The sequence below is a fragment of the Achromobacter sp. GW823-FHT04E03 genome (genome assembly GCF_058796095.1).
The window spans coordinates 1,164,640-1,185,658 of record NZ_JBXAIJ010000003.1 but is presented as its reverse complement, the minus strand read 5'-3'; the positions used below and the strand labels follow the sequence as shown (position 1 = coordinate 1,185,658).

Here is a 21,019-nt window from a genome sequence, read left to right as displayed (position 1 = left end):
GCGGGTGTAATAGAATACGCACCGCAAGGCGGGTCGGACGATCGCGGTGGATGCGAATCCATCGAGGAAGGTCCGGACTCCACAGGGCAGGGTAACGGCTAACGGCCGTCCGGCCGCGTCTTCGGGCGCGGTTGAGGAATAGGGCCACAGAGACGAGTCTGCGGGGCGGGCGTGCATCGCGCGCACAGATACGGCCATCTCCGTATCGCGCCGTCCGGCAACGGGCGGCGGCATCGCAGGGTGAAACGCGGCAACCTCTATCCGGAGCAACATCAAATAGGCATGCGTGCGGTCTTCGGACCGCGTAGGGCGGCCCGTCCAAGCATGCGGGTAGATGGCTAGAGCGGCTCAGCAATGATCCGTCCAGAGGAATGATCGTCCGCCAGGGAAACCTGGTGTACAGAATCCGGCCTATAGACCCGTCTTGCAACTCATTCGCAACGCGAGCCTGGTCCTGGCTGGAACCTGGCATCGCGCTGGCCGGGCCGGACCATTTTTGGGGCCGCTCAAATCGGCGGGCCCGGCTGGAAGCCTTGCCAACCGGAGCAAACGACCGACCGTAAAACAATGCAAAGGCATTGTTAGCCGCCACTTCTGAAGAAGGACTTTTAGATAGTGCCGCAACCTCCTGATTTATTGGGAGGTTTTTCTTTTTGCGGATTTACATATTGATCTAAGTCCTTGTTGTGATTGAAAAAATTGCAACCACGCGCTTGACCGCCCCGATCCCATACCGTAGAGTGGGAAATAGTAGGAAATTGTGCAATTAAGTGGGGTAAAAGTGGTGTTTCAGGGAAGCAGCGCGCTCACGCTGGATGCCAAGGGACGGATCTCGATTCCGACCCGGCACCGTGACGCGCTCATGTCGCAGGCCGATGGCCGGCTGACCCTGACACGCCACCCTGACGGCTGCTTGCTGGTCTACCCGCGGCCCGAGTGGGAAAAGAAGCGCGAGCAGATTGCCGCCTTTCCCATGACGGCGCGCGCGTTGCAGCGGCTGTTGCTGGGCAACGCTCAGGACGTGGAACTGGATGGCTCCGGCCGGGTCCTGATCGCTCCTGAACTGCGCAACGCTTCCGGTATGACGCGCGATGTGATGCTGCTCGGTCTGGGCGCGCACTTCGAGCTGTGGGACGCCGCTACTCTGGCCAGCCGCGAGGCTGAGGACCTGGCCAAGGGTATGCCGGATGTGTTGAATCAGTTTTCGTTCTGAAAAAGTTATGGAATTCGAACATCGGCCCGTTCTGCTGGAGCCGACGGTGGACGCGCTATTGCTGCCTGACTTCGGCGGCAAGGGCGCGGCACGGTCGCATCAGCAGGCCGGGCCGGCTGCGGCTACGCGGGCGGAAGGCGGCGTCTTCGTCGACGGCACCTTCGGGCGTGGCGGGCACAGCCGCGAACTGCTTGGCCGTCTGGGCCCGAGCGCCAGGCTGGTGGTGTTCGACAAGGATCCGGAGGCGATCGCCGTAGCCAGGCAACTGGCGGCAGCGGACCCGAGGGTCACCGTGGTGCATGGCGGCTTTGCCACCATGGCCGAAGAATTGGAGCAGCTCGGCATCGGCAAGGTCGATGGCGTGATGCTGGATCTGGGCGTTTCCTCGCCTCAGATCGATGACGCCGAGCGTGGTTTCTCGTTCATGCGAGACGGCCCGCTCGATATGCGGATGGACACCACTCGTGGTCCCACGGTGGCGGATTGGCTGGCGCAAGCCAGTGTGGATGAGATGCGGGAGGTCATAGCGGATTATGGCGAAGAACGGTTTGCTTTTCAGGTTGCAAAGGCGATTGCTGCTCGCCGCGCAACAAGGCCGCTGCGCACCACGCTCGAGCTTGCCGAGTGCGTCGCCAGCGCCGTCCGCACGCGCGAAAAGGGGCAACATCCGGCCACACGCACCTTTCAAGCTCTACGGATTTACATCAATCGGGAACTCGAAGAGCTCGCGCGCACCCTCGCGGCAGCTCTAGACCTGCTCGCCCCGGGAGGGAGGTTGGCGGTGATCAGCTTTCATTCGCTTGAAGACCGCATGGTCAAGCAGTGCATCGCGGCGGCGGCTCGTCCGGCCGCCGCGCATGCGCGCCTGCCCCTGCGCGAAAGCGAAATGCCCCAGCCGGTCCTGCGCTCCCTGGGCCGCGTGCTGGCCGAAGACGACGAAGTCTCGGCCAACGCCCGCGCCCGTTCCGCCGTCTTGCGCGTAGCCGAACGTACCGAGACGCCGCTGCCCGCCGAGGGCGGCTTCGCGTTCGTGAAGATCGGTTCGCTGCCGGGCAGCGACCTGGCACCCCCGCCGCGTCGCGGCAAGGGAGGGCGCCGCTAATGGGTCGCGTCAACCTGATCGTTGCGGCTTTGCTGATGCTGTCGGCCATTTCCCTGGTCACCAGCCGGTATCAGTCGCGCCAGCTCTTCATCGAGCTGGGACGTGATCAGGCGCAGGCTCGCGACCTGGAAACCAACTGGCGGCGCCTGCAGCTGGACCGCGCCGAACTGGCCCGCAACGCGCGGGTCGACGCCATCGCGCGCGATGGCCTGAAGATGATCTCCATCGTTCCGGATCGCACGCTGTACTTGAACCAGCCGCCCGCTTCCGCCACCGGAGGCGCGCAATGAAACGCGTCCCCTTCTTCGATAACCCCGTGCTGCGCGGGCAATTGCCCACCTGGCGCGCGCGCCTGGTGCTGATCCTGCTGTTCGGCGGGTTCACCGTGCTGGCCGGCCGCGCCCTGTTCCTGCAGGGGCTGTCCACCGAATTCCTGCAGCAGCAGGGCGAGCGGCGCTATGAGCGCACGCTGACCCTGGCCGCGACGCGCGGCAAGATCATGGATCGCAACGGCGCGGTGCTGGCCTCCAGCGTGCCGGCGCGCGCCATCTGGGCGATTCCGGAAGACGCCAAGCAGGCTACCCCGGCGCAGATGGACACGCTGGCGAAGCTGCTGGAAACGCCGCCGGCCGACCTGCGTCACCGCCTGGTCGACGAAGACAAGAACTTCGTCTACCTGAAGCGCCAGGTCTCCATGGACGTGGCCGACAAGATCAAACAATTGGGCATGCCCGGCGTGCACCAGCAGCCCGAGACCCGCCGCTACTACCCGGACGGCGACGTGATGGCTCACGTGGTGGGTTTCAATAGCGTCGAGGATCAGGGGCAGGAGGGCGTCGAGCTGACGTTCAACCAGCAGTTGTCCGGCCGTCCCGGCAGCCGCCGCGTCATCAAGGACCGGCTCGGCCGCGTGATCGAAGATGTGCAGGCCGTGACCCTGCCGGTGGATGGCCGCGACCTGCGCCTGTCGATCGACACGCGTCTGCAGTATCTGGTGTTCAAGGCGTTGAAGGACGCCATGGACAAGCACCAGGCCAAGGGCGCGACCGCCGTGGTCGTGGACGTGCATACGGGCGAAATCCTGGCCCTGGCCAACGTGCCGACCTTCGATCCGAACAAGCGCGAGACCTTCCACGGTTCCAAGCTGCGCAACCAGGCCATCACCGACACCTTCGAGCCGGGCTCGATCATGAAGCCGTTCACCGCCGCGTTGGCGCTGGACCTGGGTCGCATCAGCACCAAGACCCTGTTCGAAACCGGCAACGGCCGATTCCAGTATCAGGGCAGCACGATCAGCGATGTGAGCCGCAACGGCACGCTGGACGTGGCCGGCGTGCTGCGCAAGTCCAGCAACATCGGCATGACGATGATCTCCGAGAAGCTGGAATCCCGCGAAATGTGGGACCGTTTTACCGAACTTGGCCTGGGCCAGGCGCCCCAGGTGGGATTTCCCGGCGCGGCGCCCGGACGCCTGCGTCCCTGGGACCGTTGGCGCCTGATCGAAAAGGCCACCATGGCCTACGGCTACGGCCTGTCGGTGTCGCTGCTGCAGGTGGCGCGCGCCTATACCGTTTTCGCCCGCAACGGCGACATGGTGTCGCTGACCCTGGTCAAGCGCGACAGCGATCCCACCAGCGTCAAGATCTACACGCCCAAGACGACTGAAATGGTGCGCGGCATGCTGGAAGCGGCCGCCGGCCCCGAAGGCACCAAGGCTGCCCAGGTGCAGGGCTACCGCGTCGCCGGCAAGAGCGGCACGGCGCGCAAGATCGTCGACGGCAAGTACAGCATGCAGCGCTATCGGAGCTCCTACGTGGGCTTCGCTCCGGTGTCCGATCCGAAGATCGTCGTGGCCGTGTCCATCGACGAGCCGACGATCGGCGGCTATTACGGCGGCGCCATCGCCGCGCCCGTGTTCTCCCAGATCGTGGGGGGGAGCTTGCGGCTGATGGGGGTGCGCCCGGACGCGCCCTTCGAATCCACAATTGTTGCTGGTCTCAAGGAGCCAGGCAGATGAGCGCCAAAGGCTTCCTCTCCAACCCTGTCGCCACGGTTGCCGAAACCGTGGCGTGGTTGCATTCGCGCGTGTCGTTGACCGCGCACCTTAAACTGGACTCCCGCGATATCGAGCCGGGCGATGTGTTCGTCGCCTGCCCGGGCCTGTCCAGCGACGGACGTCTCTATATAGAGAAGGCGTTGGCGCTGGGCGCCAGCGCGGTGTTGTTCGAAGCCCCCGCCAACGATGCCGTCGCGGCCGTGGCGGACCAGGCCGCGATGCTGCCGGTGACTGGCCTGCGCGCCCTGCTGGGCGAGTTGGCCGACACCTGGTACGGCCGGCCCTCGGCCGAGCTGGCGGTGGTGGCGGTAACTGGCACCAACGGCAAGACGTCGTCGGTGCAATGGATTGCGCACGCGCTGAGCCGCAATGACAAACCCTGCGGCACCATCGGCACCCTGGGCGCCGTGCTGCCCGACGGCCAGACGCTGGGCGGCGACCTGACGACGCCGGACGTCTTGACCGTGCACCGTACGCTGGCCGCCATGCGCGACGCCGGCGCCAAGGCCGTGGCCATGGAAGCGTCTTCCATCGGCATCGAGCAGGGCAGGATGGATGGCGTGCGCGTTGCGCTGGCCGCCTTCACCAACCTGACGCGCGATCACCTCGATTACCACGGCACGATGGAACGGTACGAAGCCGCCAAGGCGCGCCTGTTCCGCTGGCCGGGCCTGACCGCCGCCGTGATCAATGCCGACGACGAAGCCGGCCGCCGCCTGATTGCCGATCTGCCGGCAGGCATGGCAATGGGCTACAGCCTGAGCGAAGCGCAGGACATTCCCGCCGCCATGCGCGCGCGCGATCTCCAGGCCACCGCGCAGGGTCAGATCTTCACGCTGGTGTCGCCGCATGGCGAAGCCCAGATCGTGACGCGCCTGCTGGGCGCGCACAATGTATCGAACCTGCTGCTGGTAGCGGGCGTGCTGTATCAGTTGGGCCTGCCGTTTGCGCAGATCGCGCGCGAACTGGCCGCGACGGACCCCGTCGACGGCCGTCTGCAAACCGTCGAGCCGGTGGCGCACAGCACCCAGGCCAGCACGGGCCGCGGCCCGCTGGTGGTGGTGGACTATGCCCATACCCCGGATGCGTTGTCGCGGGCGCTGACTGCCTTGCGCGCCGTTGCGACAGCGCGATCGGGCCGCTTGATCTGCGTGTTCGGCTGCGGCGGCGAGCGGGATCCGGGCAAGCGTCCCGTGATGGGCCGCATCGCGGCGGACCTGGCCGACCATGTGGTCGTGTCCAGCGACAACCCGCGCACCGAGTCGCCTGAAGCCATCGTCGAACAGATCCTGACGGGCATCCCGGACAGCGTGAAGCCCGACGTGCAAGTGGACCGCGCGCGCGCCATCATGCAGACCATCTGGGCCGCGACGCCCGACGATGTGGTGCTGCTGGCCGGCAAGGGCCATGAAACCTACCAGGACATCGGGGGCGAGAAGCTGCCTTTCGATGACCGGGAATGGGCGCGGCTGGCGCTGCTGCTGCCGCAGGTCAAGGGCGTGTCGACCGACACCCGCCGTATCGGTGAAGGCGAATTGTTCGTGGCGCTGGTGGGCGAGAACTTCGACGCCCATAACTATCTGGATCAAGCCGAAGCGCGAGGTGCGTGCGCGGCCGTGGTGGCGCACGCCGTGCCCGACGCCAAGCTGCCGCAGCTGGTGCTGGGTGACACCCGCGTCGCGTTGATGCGCATCGGCGCCGCGTGGCGCGCGCGGTTCACGCTGCCCGTGGTGGCGGTGACCGGCAGCAACGGCAAGACCACGACCAAGGAAATGATCTCGGCGATGCTGGCCGAGTGGCAGGGTGAAGCGGGCCGCCTGGCGACCGCGGGCAACCTGAACAACGACATCGGCGTGCCGCTGACTCTGCTGCGCCTGCGGCCGGAGCACCGCGCGGCCGTATTCGAACTGGGCATGAACCACCCCGGCGAGATCGCGCAACTGGCCGCGATCGCGGCGCCCTCGGTGGCGCTGGTCACCAACGCTCAGCGCGAACACCAGGAATTCATGCATAGCGTGGAAGCGGTGGCGCACGAGAACGGCGCCGCCATCGCGGCGCTGCCCGAGGATGGCGTTGCCGTATATCCCGGCGATGAACCGTATTCGGCGATCTGGGATGCCCTGGCCGAGCCGCGCCGCGTGTTGCGTTTCGGCCTGCAGCCCGGCCTGGACGTGTACGCCGAGCAGATCCTGGCTGACGTGAACGCCACCCGCTGCCGTGTGGTGACGCCGGTGGGCGTCGCCGACCTGGCGCTGCCGGTGCCGGGCCTGCACAACCTGCGCAATGCGCTGGCCGCCATTGCCAGCGCGATCGCGGCGGGGGCGCCGCTGGATGGCGCGGTGCGCGCCCTGGCAGGTTTCAGCCCGGTCGCGGGTCGCATGCAGCACAAGAGTATGAGTGACGGAACGTTGCTCATTGATGACACTTACAATGCCAACCCCGACTCGGTTCGCGTAGCCGTGGACGTGCTGGCCCGCATGGCCGGCAAGCGCGTCCTGGTGCTGGGCGACATGGGCGAGGTCGGGGACAACGGCCCCGCCATGCATGTCGAGGTGGGCAATTACGCGCGTGAGCAAGGGCTCGACGCGCTCATCACGCTAGGCGAAGCCAGCCGGGCGGCCGCGGCCGCATTCGGAGTGGGCGCACACGCCTGCGCATCGGTAGACGAAGTGGTTGCCGCAATGCGCGGCTTGCGCGCGTCCTGCGTATTGGTAAAGGGATCGCGCTTTATGCGCATGGAGCGGGTAGTGACGGCTTTTTCTACGAATGAAGGTGTGACGGCCAAGGGGCAGGGAGAGCAGAATGCTGCTTGAAATCGCCCGCATGCTGTCTGACGATGTGCGCGCACTGGGGGTGTTCGAATACATCACCCTGCGCGCTGTTCTGGCATGCGCGACCGCGCTGTTGATTGGCCTGGTGGCGGGTCCGCGCGTGATTCGCAAACTGACCGAGATGAAGATCGGCCAGGCCGTGCGCTCCTACGGTCCGGAAACCCATCTGGTCAAGACCGGCACTCCCACCATGGGCGGTGTGCTCATCCTCATTTCCATCGCCATCAGCACGCTGCTGTGGGCGGACTGGACCAACCGCTTCGTGTGGGTGGTGCTGCTGGTGACCTTCGGCTTCGGCTGGATCGGCTGGATGGACGACTATCGCAAGGTGGTCTATCGCGATCCGGAAGGCATGCCCGCGCGGCAGAAGTTCTTCTGGCAGGCCACCATCGGGATGGTGGCCGCGGTGTATCTGGCGTTTGCCGTGTCGGCGCCGGCCAATACCGAACTGTGGCCCTTGTTCAAGGCCTGGGTGGGCAGCGGTTTCACGATGTCCTTGCCGACGCGCGCCGACTTGATCGTGCCTTTCTTCAAGAGCGTGAGCTATCCGCTGGGCGTGCTCGGTTTCGTGGCGCTGACCTGGGCGGTCATCGTCGGCACCAGCAATGCCGTGAACCTGACCGACGGCCTGGACGGCCTGGCCATCATGCCTACCGTCATGGTGGGCAGCGCACTGGGTATCTTCGCCTACGTGGTCGGCCGCGTGGACTATTCCAAGTACCTGCTGTTCCCCTACATCCCGGGAGCGGCGGAATTGATGGTGCTGTGCGCCGCGATTGGCGGCGCCGGGCTGGCATTTTTATGGTTCAACGCGTATCCGGCCCAGGTCTTCATGGGCGACGTCGGCGCGCTTGCCTTGGGAGGCGCGCTGGGCACCATCGCGGTCATCGTGCGCCAGGAAATCGTGCTCTTCATCATGGGCGGCGTGTTCGTGGTCGAGACCCTTTCCGTGATGATGCAAGTGACTTGGTTCAAGTACACGAAGCGACGTTATGGAACAGGTAGACGCATTTTCCGCATGGCCCCGTTGCATCATCACTTTGAAGTGGGCGGCTGGAAAGAAACCCAGGTGGTCGTGCGTTTCTGGATCATCAGCATGATGCTGGTGCTGATTGGCCTCTCTACCCTGAAGTTGCGATGAATACGATGGAAACCTCCCGCGCAGACGCGCCGCTCGTCCTGATCCTCGGATTGGGCGAGACGGGTGTCGCCGCCGCTCGCTGGTGCGCCCGCCTGGGTGCCCGCCTGCGCGTGGCCGACACGCGCGCCGAACCGGGCGGGCTGGCCGCGCTGCGCGAATCACTGGCGCAAAGCGAAGTGGAGTACCGCCTGGGCTGCGACGAGTCCTTCGACACGGCGCTGCTGGACGGCGTGAATCAGGTCGTGCTGAGCCCCGGCTTGGCGCCCTCCCAGGCACCCGCGGCCGAGCTGCTGCGCGAGGCCGAGGCCCGCGGCATCGAGGTCGTCGGCGAGATCGAATTGTTTGCGCGCGCTTTGGCCGATCTGGCCGAGACGCGCGAGTACCGGCCGCGCCTGTTGACCGTGACCGGCACCAACGGCAAGACCACAGTCACCGCGCTGACGCGCCAGCTGGTTGAGGCCAGCGGCCTGTCGGCGGTGGCTGCGGGCAATATCAGCCCCGCGGCGCTGGCCGCGCTGATGGAAGCGCTGGACGCCGAATCGCTGCCGCAGGTCTGGGTGCTGGAGCTGTCCAGCTTCCAGCTGGAAACCACGCGCTCGCTGATGGCCGACGCGGCCGTGGTGCTGAACGTCACCCAGGATCACCTGGACTGGCATGGCGGCATGGAAGCCTACGCGCAGGCCAAGGCCCGCCTGCTGAAGATGGCCCGCGTGGCCATCGTCAACCGCGACGATCCGTACACCGTGGACATGGTCGCCACGCTGAACGCGCTGAACGTGCGCAGCTTCGGCCGTGACGTGCCGGAGCTGGTCGGCGACATGGGCCTGGAGCTGGGCCAGGGCGTGGCCTGGCTGGCGGCCTGCGAACCCAACGATTTCGATGAACCCGCGCCGCCGGTGCGCCGCAAGAAGGACGCGCCCGAACCGACGCGCGCCAAGGGCCGCATGAGCCGCCTGATGCCGGTGGACGCCTTGCGTATCCGCGGCATCCACAATGCCTTGAACGCGCTGGCCGCGTTGCAGTTGGCGCGCTGCCTGGACCTGGGCTGGGGGCCGATGCTGCGCGCCTTGCGCGAGTACACGGGCGAACCGCATCGCGCGGCCTTCGTGCGCACGATCGGCGGCGTCGACTACATCAATGACAGCAAGGGCACCAACGTGGGCGCCACTGTGGCCGCGCTGGAAGGCCTGGGCCAGCAAGTCGTGCTGATCGCCGGCGGCCAGGGCAAGGGCCAGGATTTCTCGCCGCTGATTCCCGTGGTGGCGCAGCATGCGCGTGCCGTGATGCTGATCGGCCAGGACGGCCCCGAGATCGGCCGCGTGCTGGCGTCGACCGGCGTGCAGTGCGTGACGGTTGAAACCCTGCGCGACGCCGTGCGCGGCGCCGCTGAATTGGCCCAGCCGGGCGATGCCGTGCTGCTGTCGCCCGCTTGCGCCAGCCTGGACATGTTCCGCAACTATCCGCATCGCGGACAGGTGTTCGTGGAAGAGGTCGAAGACCTGGCCCGCGACCGTGGAGAGATCGCATGAGCCTGATCGCCGATCTCACCGCCAGCGTCAACGCCGTACGGCCCGGCCGTACCCGCATGCGCAATTTCGATCTGCCGCTGGTCATCGCGGCGTCGACCTTGCTGCTGCTCGGCCTGCTGATGGTGTATTCGGCGTCGATCGCGCTGGCCGACGGCCCGCGCTATGCCTCATATGGTCGCTACTACTTCGTGATCCGCCACGGCCTGTTCATCAGCGCCGGCCTGGTGGGCGCGGCGGTGGTGCTGGCGGTGCCGATCCGCGTGTGGCAACGCCTGGCGGTGCCGCTGTTCGTGGTGGCGATGGTGCTGCTGGTGGCGGTGCTGATCCCCGGCATCGGCCGCGAGGTCAACGGCGCGCATCGCTGGATCCCGCTGGGTCCGCTGAACTTCCAGCCCTCCGAACTGATGAAGCTGGCTGCGCTGCTCTACGCTGCCGATTACACCGTGCGCAAGCAAGAGCACATGCAGGCCTTTGCCCGCGGCTTCCTGCCGATGGCGTTTGCGCTGGCCGGCGTCGGCATGCTGCTGCTGCTGGAGCCTGACCTGGGCGCCTTCATGGTGATCGTGGCGATCGCGATCGGCATCCTGTTCCTGGGCGGGATCAACGGCAAGTACTTCAGCAGCCTGCTGGCCGTGCTGGTCGGCACTTTCCTGATGTTGATCTGGCTGTCGCCGTGGCGTCGGGCGCGCCTGTTCGCGTATCTGGATCCCTGGAACGAAGACAATGCCTACGGTAGCGCCTACCAGTTGTCGCATTCGCTGATCGCTCTGGGTCGTGGCGAATGGCTGGGCGTGGGCCTGGGCGCCAGCGTCGAGAAGCTTCATTACCTGCCGGAAGCGCACACAGACTTCCTGATGGCGGTGGTGGGCGAGGAATTGGGCTTTGCCGGCGTGATGCTGGTCATCACCCTGTTCGCCATCATCGTCTATCGCGGTTTCGACATAGGCCGCCAGGCCATCGCCATGGAACGCACCTTCGCGGGCCTGGTTGCGCATGGCGTGGCGATGTGGTTTGGCGTGCAGGCCTTCATCAACATGGGCGTCTGCCTGGGCCTGCTGCCCACCAAGGGCCTGACCCTGCCCCTGATGAGCTATGGCGGTTCGGGCATCGTGATGAACCTGTGCGCGCTGGCCATGCTGATCCGGGTCGACGTGGAAAACCGCGTCATGATGCGTGGAGGGCGGGTATGACGGCCTCTCGCACCATTCTGATCATGGCTGGCGGTACCGGCGGACACATCATGCCGGGCCTGGCCGTGGCTGATGTGCTGCGCGAGCGCGGCTGGCGTGTGCTGTGGCTGGGCAATCCTGAAAAGATGGAAGGCCGGCTGGTGCCGCCGCGCGGCATCGAGCTGGTTCCGCTGCGTTTCCAGGGCGTGCGCGGCAAGGGTGCTTCGGCGCTGCTGAAGCTGCCGTTCCTGTTGCTGCGCGCATTCGGGCAAGCGTGGTCGCGCCTGTCCGACGTGCGGCCCGACGTGGTGCTGGGCATGGGCGGCTACGTCGCTTTCCCGGGCGGCGTCATTGCGGCGCTGCGCGGCACGCCACTGGTGGTGCATGAACAGAATGCCGTGGCCGGCACCGCCAACAAGTGGCTGGCCAGGATGGCCCGCCGCGTGCTGAGCGGCTTTCCCGGCGTGCTGCCCAAGGGCGAGGCCATGGGCAACCCGGTGCGCGCGGACCTGTGCGCGTTGCCGGACCCGGCCGCGCGCTACGCCGGCCGCAGCGGCCCGCTGCGCGTGCTGGTCGTGGGCGGCAGCCTGGGCGCCCGGGCGCTGAACACGACTTTGCCGCAGGCGCTGGCGCGCCTGCCGCAGGAAAACCGGCCGGTGGTGGTGCATCAGGCCGGCGAGCAACATTTGCCCGCGCTGCAGCAGGCCTACGCCCAGGCGGGCGTGGAAGCCGACTGCCGCGCATTTATCGATGACATGGCGGGCGCCATGGGCGAAGCCGATCTGCTGATCTGCCGCGCGGGCGCCATGACGGTGTCCGAAGTGGCCGCGGCGGGCGTCGCAGCCCTGTTCGTGCCGTTCCCGCATGCCATCGACGACCACCAGACCGCCAACGCGCGCTTTCTGAGCGACGCGCAGGCTGCCTGGCTGCAGCCGCAGACCGGCCTGACGCCCGAATGGCTGGCGCAGTGGCTGGGCCAACGCTCTCGACAAGAACTCCAAGCCGTGGCCGAACGGGCCCGCGCGCATGCGCGCCCCGAAGCCGCGGCCCATATCGCCGACGTCTGTGAACAAGCAGCGGGGCGCGCATCATGAAACACAGAATTCAACACATCCATTTCGTAGGCATCGGCGGCTCGGGCATGAGCGGCATTGCCGAGGTGCTGCTCAACCTGGGCTACACCATCAGCGGTTCCGACCTGAACGAGTCGGCGGTGACGCGCCGCCTGGCCGGCCTGGGCATGAAAATCGCAATCGGCCACGTGGCCAGCAACGTCACGGGCGCCGCCGCCATCGTCACGTCCACCGCGGTGGCAGGCGACAATCCCGAGGTGATCGCCGCCCGCGCCGCCCGCATCCCAGTGGTGCCGCGCGCCATCATGCTGGCCGAGCTGATGCGCCTGAAGCGCGGCATTGCCGTCGCCGGCACGCACGGCAAGACGACCACGACCAGCCTGGTGGCCAGCGTGCTCGCCGCTGGCGACCTGGATCCGACCTTCGTGATCGGCGGCCGCCTGAATTCGGCCGGCGCCAATGCGCGGCTGGGGCAGGGCGACTACATCGTGGTCGAAGCCGACGAATCGGATGCCTCGTTCCTGAACCTGCTGCCGGTGATGGCCATCGTGACCAACATCGATGCCGATCACATGGACACCTACGGGCACGACGTGGCGCGCCTGAAGAGCGCCTTCATCGAGTTCACGCAGCGCCTGCCGTTCTACGGCAGCGCGGTGCTGTGCTCGGACGACGCCAATGTGCGCGAGATCATGCCTTTTGTCTCGCGGCCCATCACGACCTACGGCCTGAACGAAGAGGCGCAGGTGCGCGCCTATGAAGTGCAGCCGGAAGGCACGCGCATGCGCTTCAACGTGCAGCGCACGCATCGCGACACCCTGCTGCCGCCGCTGCAGGTCGAACTGAATCTGCCGGGCCTGCACAACGTGCGCAACGCGCTGGCCGCGATCGCCGTGGCGACCGAGCTGGGCGTGGCCGATGCAGCCATCTGCGAGGCGCTGTCGTCCTTCCATGGCGTGGGCCGCCGCTTCACGCAGACGGGCGAATTCCCTGTGCCGGCCAGTCATGGCGGCGGCACTTTCACGGTGATCGACGATTACGGCCATCACCCGGTGGAAATGGCCGCGACGCTGGCCGCCGCGCGCGGCGCCTGGCCCGACCGCCGCATCGTGCTGGCCTTCCAGCCGCACCGCTACACGCGTACCCGCGACTGCTTCGAGGATTTCGTGCGCGTGCTGGGCACGGCCGACGCGGTGTTGCTGACCGAGGTCTACGCCGCGGGCGAACCGCCACTGGTGGCGGCGGACGGCCGAGCCTTGTCGCGCGCCCTGCGTGTGGCCGGCAAGGTCGAGCCGGTGTTCGTCGAGGACGTGACGGAACTGCCGCAGGCCATCGTGGATTTCGTGCGCGATGGCGACGTGGTGATAGTGATGGGAGCGGGTTCGATCAGCAAGGTCCCCGCTCAAGTTGGAGAACTGGCATGAACACGCAATTCGGCAAGGTCGGTGTGTTGTACGGCGGACGATCCGCCGAGCGCGAAGTGTCCTTGATGTCGGGCACGGGCGTGCACCAGGCGCTGCTCAGCGCCGGCGTCGACGCGCACCTGTTCGACACGGGCGAGCGCAGCCTCTCCGAGCTGGCCGCCCAGGGTTTTGACCGCGTGTTCATTGCCTTGCACGGCCGCTATGGCGAAGACGGCACCATCCAGGGCGCCCTGGAACTGCTGGGCATCCCCTATACCGGCAGCGGTCCGCTGGCCTCCGCGCTTGCCATGGACAAGACCATGACCAAGCGCGTGTGGCTGCAGCACGGCCTGCCCACGCCCGACTTCGAATTGCTGGACGCCGACACCGAGCTGCGTCTGGTGCCGGACCGCCTGAGCCTGCCGCTGATCATCAAACCGCCGCATGAAGGCTCGACGGTCGGCATTACCAAGGTGGTGGGCTATTCCGACATGAAGGAAGCCTATGCCGCGGCCGCGCGTTTCGACGCCGAAGTGCTGGCCGAGCAGTTCATCACCGGTCGCGAGCTGACCGTGGCGGTGCTGGGCGGCGGCAAGACCGCGCGCGCGCTGCCCGTCATCGAGATCGCCGCGCCCGGCGGCAACTACGACTACGAGCACAAGTACTTCTCCGACGACACGCAGTATTTCTGCCCGGCCACGCTGCCGCCCGAAGTGGCCGCGGAAGTCGCCGAGATCGCGGTCAAGGCTTATCAGGCGCTGGGCTGCGAAGGCTGGGGCCGCGCCGATTTCATCCTCGACCGCGACAACCGGCCGTGGCTGCTTGAAATGAATACCTCGCCTGGCATGACCAGCCATTCACTCGTTCCCATGGCCGCCAAGGCGGTGGGAATCAGCTACGCCGATCTGTGCGTGGCGATCTTGTCCGAGGCTGCGTGCAAAGTGCGCAGTCCGGCCCGCAACGCTTGACCCGGATACTCTGTGTGGAACGACGCTCGCACCACCAACCTGATCGCCAACACGCTGGCCGTGCTGGCGGTTTGTGCCATGCTCGTCGCGGGTGTGGTGTGGGTGGCGCAACGCCCGTTCTTCACGCTGCAGGCCATCGAGCTGGAGTCGATGCCGGACACCGAGCTGCACTACGTGTCCACGGGGGCGGTGCGATCGGCGATCGCGGGCCGCTTCAAGGGCAATTTCTTCACGGTGGACCTGGACGAAGCGCGCGAGATCTTCGAATCGGTGCCGTGGGTCCGGCACGCCACCGTGCGGCGGATCTGGCCCAATGTGTTGCGCGTGCGGATCGAGGAACAGCAGCCCCTGGCGTTGTGGAACGAGAACCAGATGATCAACACCTGGGGCGAGGCGTTCACGGCCAACACGGGCGAGGTGGACGACGAGACCGTTCTGCCGCAGTTCTCCGGTCCGGAAGGCACCGAGTCGCTGGTCGTGCAGCGCTACGCCGAATTGGCGCGCTGGTTCGCCCCGCTGGACATGCACGTCACGCAGCTGGACCTGAGTCCGCGCTACGCCTGGCGCGTGGTGTTGTCCAACGGCATGTCGCTGGACCTGGGCCGCGATCCGGGCGCCGATGCGCCGGATCCGCATGGCCTGCCCGGCGCTCTGCCGTTCGCGGCCCGCATTCAACGTTTTGTGCAGGCGTGGCCCGCCGTGGCGGGGCGCCTGGAAGGGCGCACCGTGACGCAGGCCGATTTGCGCTATCCCAATGGTTTCGCCCTGGCGCTGGCCCCGTTGCCGCCGTCGGAAACCAAATCCAAATCCATACCGAAACCTCCCAAGAAACGCTAACGCCATGACCCGTGACATCAAGGACCTTATCGTCGCCCTCGATATCGGCACCAGCAAGGTGGTGGCTGTGGTGGCTGAAATTTTGCCTGAAGGGCGATTCGAAGTGCTGGGCCTCGGCCAGCACGAATCGCGCGGCATGCGCAAGGGCGTGGTCGTCAATATCGAGACCACTGTGAATTCCATTCAGCGCGCGCTTGAAGAAGCCGAGCTGATGGCAGATTGCAAGATTCGCGACGTCTACACCGGCATTGCCGGCAGCCATATCCGCAGCTTCAATTCCAGCGGCATGGTCGCCGTGAAGGACAAGGAAGTCACCGCCACCGACGTTGCCCGCGTCATCGAGACCGCCAAGGCGGTGAACATCCCGACCGACCAGCAGGTGCTGCACGTGCTGACGCAGGAGTTCATCGTCGACGGCCAGGAAGACATCCGCGAGCCCATCGGCATGAGCGGCCTGCGCCTGGAAGTGCGCGTGCACATCGTGACCGGCGCGGTCAGCGCCGCCCAGAACATCGTGAAGTGCGTGCGCCGCTGCGGCCTGGAAGTGCAGGACCTGATCCTGCAGCCCCTGGCCTCGAGCCTGGCCGTGCTGACCGCCGATGAAAAGGAACTCGGCGTCGTGCTGGTCGACATCGGCGGCGGCACCACCGACGTGGCCATCTTCACCGGCGGCGCGATCCGCCACACCGCCGTGCTGCCCATCGCCGGCGACCAGATCACCAACGACATCGCCGCGATGCTGCGCACGCCGACGCCCGATGCCGAGGAAATCAAGCTGCGCTACGGCGTGGCCAAGCAGGTGCTGGCCAGCCCCGACGAATCCGTGGAAGTGCCCGGCCTGGGCGACCGCGGCCCGCGCCAGGTCAAGCGCCAGGCGCTGGGCGCCGTGATCGAGCCGCGCGTCGAAGAACTGTTCACGCTGGTGCAGCAGGTCGTGCGCGACTCCGGCTACGAGGACCTGCTGGCTTCCGGCGTGGTCCTGACCGGCGGTTCGGCGCAACTGCCGGGCATGATCGAACTGGCGGAGGACGTGTTCCTCAAGCCGGTGCGCGTGGCTGTGCCCGAATACGAAGGCAGCCTGGCCGACGTGATGCGCAATCCGCGCTTCTCGACGGTGATGGGCTTGTTGCAGGAAGCAAGAATGCAGCGCGTGCGCGGCCGCAAGGTCGCCGCCCAGACAGGCAACTTCAAGAGCCTGCTGGCGCGCATGAAGGAATGGTTCATGAACTGAGTTGTAAAGGGCAGGTTGGGGCTTGTCCTTGGTGCGGTTCGTAGCGGTATTGCGGACCGGGCCAGAAGAGGGGAGGCGCTTCAAACCCGTTGCGGGCCCGTCCGGCGACGAGTTTGAGGCGATTCACAAAACATAGGTTGGTTGGGGAATTTTTGTGATTTGCGAAATCGGACTTGTGAGGGAGTCATCATGATGAACTTTGAGATGCTTGAGAACAACACCAAAGGGACCGTTATCAAGGTCGTTGGTGTGGGCGGTGCGGGCGGCAATGCCGTGGCGCACATGATTCGCAGCGGTGTGCACGGCGTGGATTTCATCTGCGCCAACACCGATGCGCAGGCACTGGCGGCGACCAACGCCCCGGTGCAGATCCGTCTGGGCCGCACCGGCCTGGGCGCGGGCGCCAAGCCCGAGCAGGGACGCGCGTCGGCTGAGACCGCGCGCGAGGAGATCCGTGCCGCGCTGAACGGCGCGCACATGGTCTTCATCACCGCCGGCATGGGCGGTGGCACCGGCACCGGCGCAGGTCCGGTCGTGGCCGAAGTCGCCAAGGAACTGGGCATCCTGACCGTGGGCGTGGTCACCAAGCCTTTCACCTTCGAAGGCAACAAGCGCCTGAAGATGGCCGAGGACGGTATCTCGGAACTGGCCAAGCACGTGCATTCGCTCATCGTGGTGCTCAACGAGAACCTCTATGAACTGATGGACGAGGACGCGACGCAGGAAGACTGCTTCCGTTCGGCCGACGACATCCTGCACAACGCTTGCGCGGGCATAGCCGAAATCATCAACGTCGAAGGCAACGTCAACGTCGACTTCGAAGACGTCAAGACGATCATGGGCGAGCAGGGCCAGGCCATGATGGGCACGGCATCGGCTTCGGGCGCAGACCGCGCCCGCGTGGCTGCCGAGCACGCGATTGCTTGCCCGCTGCTGGAAGGCGTGGACCTGAACGGCGCTCGCGGCGTGCTGGTCAACATCACCGCCAGCCGCTCGCTGAAGATGCGCGAAACGCGCGAAATCATGGAAACGATCCGCAGCTACGCTTCGGACGACGCGACCGTGATCTTCGGCACCGCCTATGACGAGTCCATGGGTGAAAACCTGCGCGTGACCGTGGTTGCGACCGGCCTGGGCCGTGCGCAAGCGCGTCCGCAGCTGGTGCAGAACACCGCTGAAGTGCTGCGTACCGGCACCGACAACATGCCCATGGGCGCGATGCCGGCTGGCGGTCAAGGCGATTACCGCAACCTGGACATGCCGTCTGTCATGCGCAATCCGCGCAGCCAGGCGTCGGCCCAGGTGCGTGCTCTGGAAAGCTCGGGCATGGATCATTTCGACATCCCGGCATTCCTGCGCAAGCAGGCGGATTGAACTTGAGAGCCCGTTTCGGGCTCTAAACGCACTCCCTCATCTCCGGCTTGCCTGTCCCCACAGGCAGGCCGGAGGCGGAGCGGTCCGTGTTTCCCTTGCACGGTTTCAATAAGGGACGGAGGTATCGGTCGGTCCGGACGCCAAATGGCGCCAGGGATCGGACAGAGTTACAATACGTCAGTTACGCCGGCAATCTGCTCGTCTTCTTGCCGGCTTCCTGGCTCAAAACACCCAAGTCTCATGTTCCGACAGCGCAGCATTCAAAATCTCGTCCGCACGACAGGCGTCGGCGTCCACTCCGGACGGCGGGTCGAGCTCACCTTGCGCCCGGCACAACCGAATACGGGCATCGTTTTCCACCGCGTCGACCTGCCGCAGGTCGTGGACCTGCCCGCGCAGGCCACGGGCGTGGGCGACACGCGCATGGCATCGGTGCTGCAGCAAGGCAATGTCCGCGTGTCGACGGTGGAACACCTGATGTCGGCGCTGGCCGGCTTGGGCATCGACAACCTGCATATCGACCTCACTGCCGAAGAAGTCCCCATCATGGACGGCAGTGCGGCCACGTTTGTCTACCTGCTGCGCTCGGCAGGCATCGTCGAACAGAACGCGCCCAAGCAATTCATCCGCGTCCTGAAGCCGGTGGAAGTGCGCGAAGGCGAAGGCCGCAACGAGAAGTGGGCCCGGCTGGAACCGCACGAAGGCTATGCGCTGGCGTTTTCGATTGATTTCCGCCACCCCGCCATCGACTCCACGGCCAATTTCGCCGAGATCGATTTCGCTACGCATTCGTACGTGCGTGAAATCGCCCGCGCGCGCACCTTCGGTTTCGTCAACGAAGTCGAGGCCTTGCGCTCCATGGGCCTGGCCCGCGGCGGCAGCCTGGACAACGCCATCGTCATGGACGAGTACCGCGTGCTCAACAGCGACGGTCTGCGCTACGACGACGAATTTGTAAAACACAAGATCCTGGACGCCATCGGCGACCTGTATCTGCTGGGCAAGCCCCTGGTGGCGCGCTATGTCGCGTGCAAGTCGGGCCACGGCCTGAACAACCAGCTGGCCCGCGCGCTGCTGGAGCAGCGCGATGCCTGGGAACTGATCACCTACGAATCGCAGGCGGAGGCGCCGCAGGCGTTCCGCCACGAGTGGAAGCTGGCCTGAGCGGCAAGGCCAGGCCCATCCCCAACCCCCTGACGCGGGCCCCCTGAGGGGCGGTGCTGGCGGACCGGTAAAGCCGGCTCCGCGGCGCCCGCGCTATCATCTTGCGCGACGGGGTTCTTGCTTGATTCCTGATCGTTCGCGGTAATTCCCCGGTGCGGTTCCCGACGGATGGCTGCGGTCGTAATCCCCTAGCGCTTAAGGCGCAAACCGGCGGTAAACCATAGTATCGATCCGTCCGAGAACTTGGTTTCGCTTCGTTTCCGGGTGCGCCGGATCAAGGACAACCCTGCCGGCTTCAGCTACTCTTGTGATGCTTCAAGAGCTTGGCGACCGCGTCGGCCAGAGGACCGGGCCGCAGGTTGCCGTGCAGTGTCTCGAACGCGCCCAGGGCGGTATTGCCCAGCGGTTGCGCCTCTTTGGGAGGGCGCGGCTGACGGGCGCCGGGCTTGGGCAAACCCGCTTGTACCTTGACGGCGATTTCGTTAAGGTTCCAGCCTTGGTCTGCCAGGGACCGCGCGATGCGCGGTGCCAATTGACGCATCTTGGCCGCATGCGCGGCACTCGGCACCACCAGGTGGAGGCACTGGTTTTCCAGCTTGCCCACCTGGCATACGGCGCCCAGCGGGGCGGGCAGAACCGCCGCCACCGCGTACTGAATTTGCAGGTGCTTGCGGGCGGTCGCCAGAACTCCGGCGCCCCGCATGTCATGACCCAGCCATCCCAGGGCGGTATCTTCTTTCCGCCGGCTGGAACTGGAACGTTGACGGTATGAAGTGGGTCTATTCATCCCGGCTCTAAGAATTAGGAAGCAAACCTTGAAAATCGTGATTATGCACGCCCGCGACGGGCAGGACGGGCATTTCACCCTGGGCGGCGCGCGCCTCGCGCTGTTTCTGGGGGGCGCCTTGATCACGGCCGCCATCTTTGGCGCCGCATTACAACGATACCTTACTCCGATCCTGCCGGCCGTACATGCCGTGGGCTGGCCCCTGGCGGGCCAACCCGGGCGCGATGCCGATTTCCTGCGCGGCAACATGAATCTGCTGGCCGCCAAGGTCGGTGCGTTGCAGGCCAAGCTGGTAAGCATCGACGGCTTGGGCCAGCGCGTGGCCAAGGTGGCCGGCGTGGCCTATACCGACCCCGAATTGGCCAAGCAGCTGGCCGTGGCGCAACCCGAGGCGCTGACCCAGCCCGAAGCCACCCAGGTCATGGACGATCTGTTCACCGACCACCCGCCGCCCAGCGCGGCCTCGGCCGAGGCGCTGGGCCGCCAGCTCGACGAGATCCAGGCCAGGCTGGCCCAGCAGTCCGACAATCTGAAACTGCTGGACGCGGCGCTGACCAAGCGGTCGGCGGACCAGGCGCGCATGCCGACCGCGATGCCGATCACCGATTATCCCTACCTCAGTTCGTCGTATGGCTGGCGCCGCAACCCCGTGACCGGCCGCAGCGCCATGCACGAAGGCCTGGATTTCGCCGCGCCTCCGGGTACGCCCATCCTGGCGGCCTCGGGTGGCGTGGTGCTGGAGTCCAAGTTCCAGCCGGGCTACGGCAACATGGTCGAGATCGATCACGGCGACGGCCTGATCACCCGCTACGCCCACGCTTCCTCCCTGATGGTGAAGCAGGGGCAGCTCGTCGAACGCGGCCAGCAAGTGGCCCGCGTGGGCAGCTCCGGCCGTTCCACGGGGCCGCATTTGCACTTCGAAGTCCGTCTGGCGGGACAGCCGCTGGACCCGCGCCTGTTCCTGGGGCCGCACCAGACCGCACCGCCTTCCACGGTGGCCCACGCCGCCCAGTGAACCTGGGCGGCCCGCGCCGGTCAAACCGGCCGGCAGCGCTACCCTGGCCATAGGTTCAGGCTATTGCGCTCCATGTGCGTTAAACTGGTTCGTTTTCCAGCGGACCCCCGCTCAACCAATAACATC

At 66.2% G+C, this 21,019-nt stretch carries 17 protein-coding genes and 1 other RNA gene; 17 read left to right on the top strand and 1 reads right to left on the bottom strand.

The window, feature by feature from the left end; translation table 11 throughout:
• Window positions 1-25: 25 nt before the first annotated feature.
• The 16 genes from rnpB (at window position 26) to lpxC (ending at window position 19,091) form a co-directional block, all read left to right on the top strand.
• An RNA gene (gene rnpB, locus AC1RHV_RS25075) (RNase P RNA component class A) lies at window positions 26-430 on the top strand.
• 354 nt (window positions 431-784) lie between these two features.
• On the top strand, window positions 785-1,213 hold the full coding sequence (gene mraZ / locus AC1RHV_RS25070; protein WP_006226256.1) for a division/cell wall cluster transcriptional repressor MraZ: 429 nt from the start codon (window positions 785-787) through the stop codon (window positions 1,211-1,213).
• 7 nt (window positions 1,214-1,220) lie between these two features.
• On the top strand, window positions 1,221-2,315 hold the full coding sequence (gene rsmH, locus AC1RHV_RS25065; RefSeq protein WP_054457608.1) for a 16S rRNA (cytosine(1402)-N(4))-methyltransferase RsmH: 1,095 nt from the start codon (window positions 1,221-1,223) through the stop codon (window positions 2,313-2,315).
• Window positions 2,315-2,605 (top strand): cell division protein FtsL, encoded by a 291-nt coding sequence (ftsL, locus tag AC1RHV_RS25060; protein ID WP_054457607.1) that lies wholly within the window; start codon window positions 2,315-2,317, stop codon window positions 2,603-2,605. The genes rsmH and ftsL overlap by 1 nt, the downstream gene beginning before the upstream one ends.
• Entirely contained in the window at window positions 2,602-4,332 is a 1,731-nt protein-coding gene (locus AC1RHV_RS25055; RefSeq protein WP_054457606.1) for a peptidoglycan D,D-transpeptidase FtsI family protein, read from the top strand. The genes ftsL and AC1RHV_RS25055 overlap by 4 nt, the downstream gene beginning before the upstream one ends.
• A complete protein-coding gene (gene murF / locus AC1RHV_RS25050; protein WP_310530404.1) occupies window positions 4,329-7,184 on the top strand; it encodes a bifunctional UDP-N-acetylmuramoyl-L-alanyl-D-glutamate--2,6-diaminopimelate ligase MurE/UDP-N-acetylmuramoyl-tripeptide--D-alanyl-D-alanine ligase MurF in 2,856 nt (951 codons plus the stop codon). The genes AC1RHV_RS25055 and murF overlap by 4 nt, the downstream gene beginning before the upstream one ends.
• Window positions 7,174-8,343, top strand: coding sequence for a phospho-N-acetylmuramoyl-pentapeptide-transferase (gene mraY / locus AC1RHV_RS25045; RefSeq protein WP_042796413.1), 1,170 nt, complete (start codon window positions 7,174-7,176; stop codon window positions 8,341-8,343). The genes murF and mraY overlap by 11 nt, the downstream gene beginning before the upstream one ends.
• A complete protein-coding gene (gene murD, locus AC1RHV_RS25040) occupies window positions 8,340-9,872 on the top strand; it encodes a UDP-N-acetylmuramoyl-L-alanine--D-glutamate ligase (protein ID WP_054457604.1) in 1,533 nt (510 codons plus the stop codon). The genes mraY and murD overlap by 4 nt, the downstream gene beginning before the upstream one ends.
• Window positions 9,869-11,062, top strand: a complete 1,194-nt coding sequence (ftsW, locus tag AC1RHV_RS25035; RefSeq protein WP_042796415.1) for a putative lipid II flippase FtsW — start codon at window positions 9,869-9,871, stop codon at window positions 11,060-11,062. The genes murD and ftsW overlap by 4 nt, the downstream gene beginning before the upstream one ends.
• Entirely contained in the window at window positions 11,059-12,135 is a 1,077-nt protein-coding gene (gene murG / locus AC1RHV_RS25030) for an undecaprenyldiphospho-muramoylpentapeptide beta-N-acetylglucosaminyltransferase (RefSeq protein WP_492302207.1), read from the top strand. The genes ftsW and murG overlap by 4 nt, the downstream gene beginning before the upstream one ends.
• Window positions 12,132-13,538 carry a UDP-N-acetylmuramate--L-alanine ligase gene (gene murC, locus AC1RHV_RS25025; protein WP_054457601.1) on the top strand — a complete coding sequence of 469 codons (1,407 nt, stop codon included), beginning with the start codon at window positions 12,132-12,134 and terminating at the stop codon, window positions 13,536-13,538. Before murG ends, murC begins: the two co-directional genes overlap by 4 nt.
• Window positions 13,535-14,485, top strand: coding sequence for a D-alanine--D-alanine ligase (locus AC1RHV_RS25020; RefSeq protein WP_054457600.1), 951 nt, complete (start codon window positions 13,535-13,537; stop codon window positions 14,483-14,485). Before murC ends, AC1RHV_RS25020 begins: the two co-directional genes overlap by 4 nt.
• Before the next feature lie 12 nt (window positions 14,486-14,497).
• Window positions 14,498-15,322 carry a cell division protein FtsQ/DivIB gene (locus AC1RHV_RS25015; RefSeq protein ID WP_054457599.1) on the top strand — a complete coding sequence of 275 codons (825 nt, stop codon included), beginning with the start codon at window positions 14,498-14,500 and terminating at the stop codon, window positions 15,320-15,322.
• 4 nt (window positions 15,323-15,326) lie between these two features.
• On the top strand, window positions 15,327-16,553 hold the full coding sequence (ftsA, locus tag AC1RHV_RS25010; protein ID WP_006217473.1) for a cell division protein FtsA: 1,227 nt from the start codon (window positions 15,327-15,329) through the stop codon (window positions 16,551-16,553).
• A gap of 189 nt (window positions 16,554-16,742) precedes the next feature.
• A complete protein-coding gene (gene ftsZ, locus AC1RHV_RS25005; RefSeq protein ID WP_054457598.1) occupies window positions 16,743-17,927 on the top strand; it encodes a cell division protein FtsZ in 1,185 nt (394 codons plus the stop codon).
• 240 nt (window positions 17,928-18,167) lie between these two features.
• Window positions 18,168-19,091, top strand: coding sequence for a UDP-3-O-acyl-N-acetylglucosamine deacetylase (gene lpxC, locus AC1RHV_RS25000; protein WP_008160097.1), 924 nt, complete (start codon window positions 18,168-18,170; stop codon window positions 19,089-19,091).
• 295 nt (window positions 19,092-19,386) lie between these two features.
• Here lpxC and AC1RHV_RS24995 read toward each other — a convergent pair whose 3' ends face one another.
• A complete protein-coding gene (locus AC1RHV_RS24995; protein ID WP_082401228.1) occupies window positions 19,387-19,794 on the bottom strand; it encodes a DciA family protein in 408 nt (135 codons plus the stop codon).
• A 127-nt stretch (window positions 19,795-19,921) separates the two neighbouring features.
• Here AC1RHV_RS24995 and AC1RHV_RS24990 point away from each other — a divergent pair, with 127 nt between their 5' ends.
• On the top strand, window positions 19,922-20,893 hold the full coding sequence (locus tag AC1RHV_RS24990) for a M23 family metallopeptidase (RefSeq protein WP_054457596.1): 972 nt from the start codon (window positions 19,922-19,924) through the stop codon (window positions 20,891-20,893).
• Window positions 20,894-21,019 lie beyond the last annotated feature (126 nt).

Coding starts and splice junctions, on each gene's coding strand:
- ftsL (WP_054457607.1), top strand. CDS start 2,315: ATGGGTCGCGTCAACCTGATCGTTGCGGCTTTGCTGATGCTGTCGGCC.
- murG (WP_492302207.1), top strand. CDS start 11,059: ATGACGGCCTCTCGCACCATTCTGATCATGGCTGGCGGTACCGGCGGA.
- ftsA (WP_006217473.1), top strand. CDS start 15,327: ATGACCCGTGACATCAAGGACCTTATCGTCGCCCTCGATATCGGCACC.
- AC1RHV_RS24990 (WP_054457596.1), top strand. CDS start 19,922: ATGCACGCCCGCGACGGGCAGGACGGGCATTTCACCCTGGGCGGCGCG.
- AC1RHV_RS24995 (WP_082401228.1), bottom strand. CDS start 19,794: ATGCGGGGCGCCGGAGTTCTGGCGACCGCCCGCAAGCACCTGCAAATT.
- mraY (WP_042796413.1), top strand. CDS start 7,174: ATGCTGCTTGAAATCGCCCGCATGCTGTCTGACGATGTGCGCGCACTG.
- AC1RHV_RS25055 (WP_054457606.1), top strand. CDS start 2,602: ATGAAACGCGTCCCCTTCTTCGATAACCCCGTGCTGCGCGGGCAATTG.
- rsmH (WP_054457608.1), top strand. CDS start 1,221: ATGGAATTCGAACATCGGCCCGTTCTGCTGGAGCCGACGGTGGACGCG.
- lpxC (WP_008160097.1), top strand. CDS start 18,168: ATGTTCCGACAGCGCAGCATTCAAAATCTCGTCCGCACGACAGGCGTC.
- AC1RHV_RS25020 (WP_054457600.1), top strand. CDS start 13,535: ATGAACACGCAATTCGGCAAGGTCGGTGTGTTGTACGGCGGACGATCC.
- murC (WP_054457601.1), top strand. CDS start 12,132: ATGAAACACAGAATTCAACACATCCATTTCGTAGGCATCGGCGGCTCG.
- murF (WP_310530404.1), top strand. CDS start 4,329: ATGAGCGCCAAAGGCTTCCTCTCCAACCCTGTCGCCACGGTTGCCGAA.
- murD (WP_054457604.1), top strand. CDS start 8,340: ATGAATACGATGGAAACCTCCCGCGCAGACGCGCCGCTCGTCCTGATC.
- ftsW (WP_042796415.1), top strand. CDS start 9,869: ATGAGCCTGATCGCCGATCTCACCGCCAGCGTCAACGCCGTACGGCCC.
- ftsZ (WP_054457598.1), top strand. CDS start 16,743: ATGATGAACTTTGAGATGCTTGAGAACAACACCAAAGGGACCGTTATC.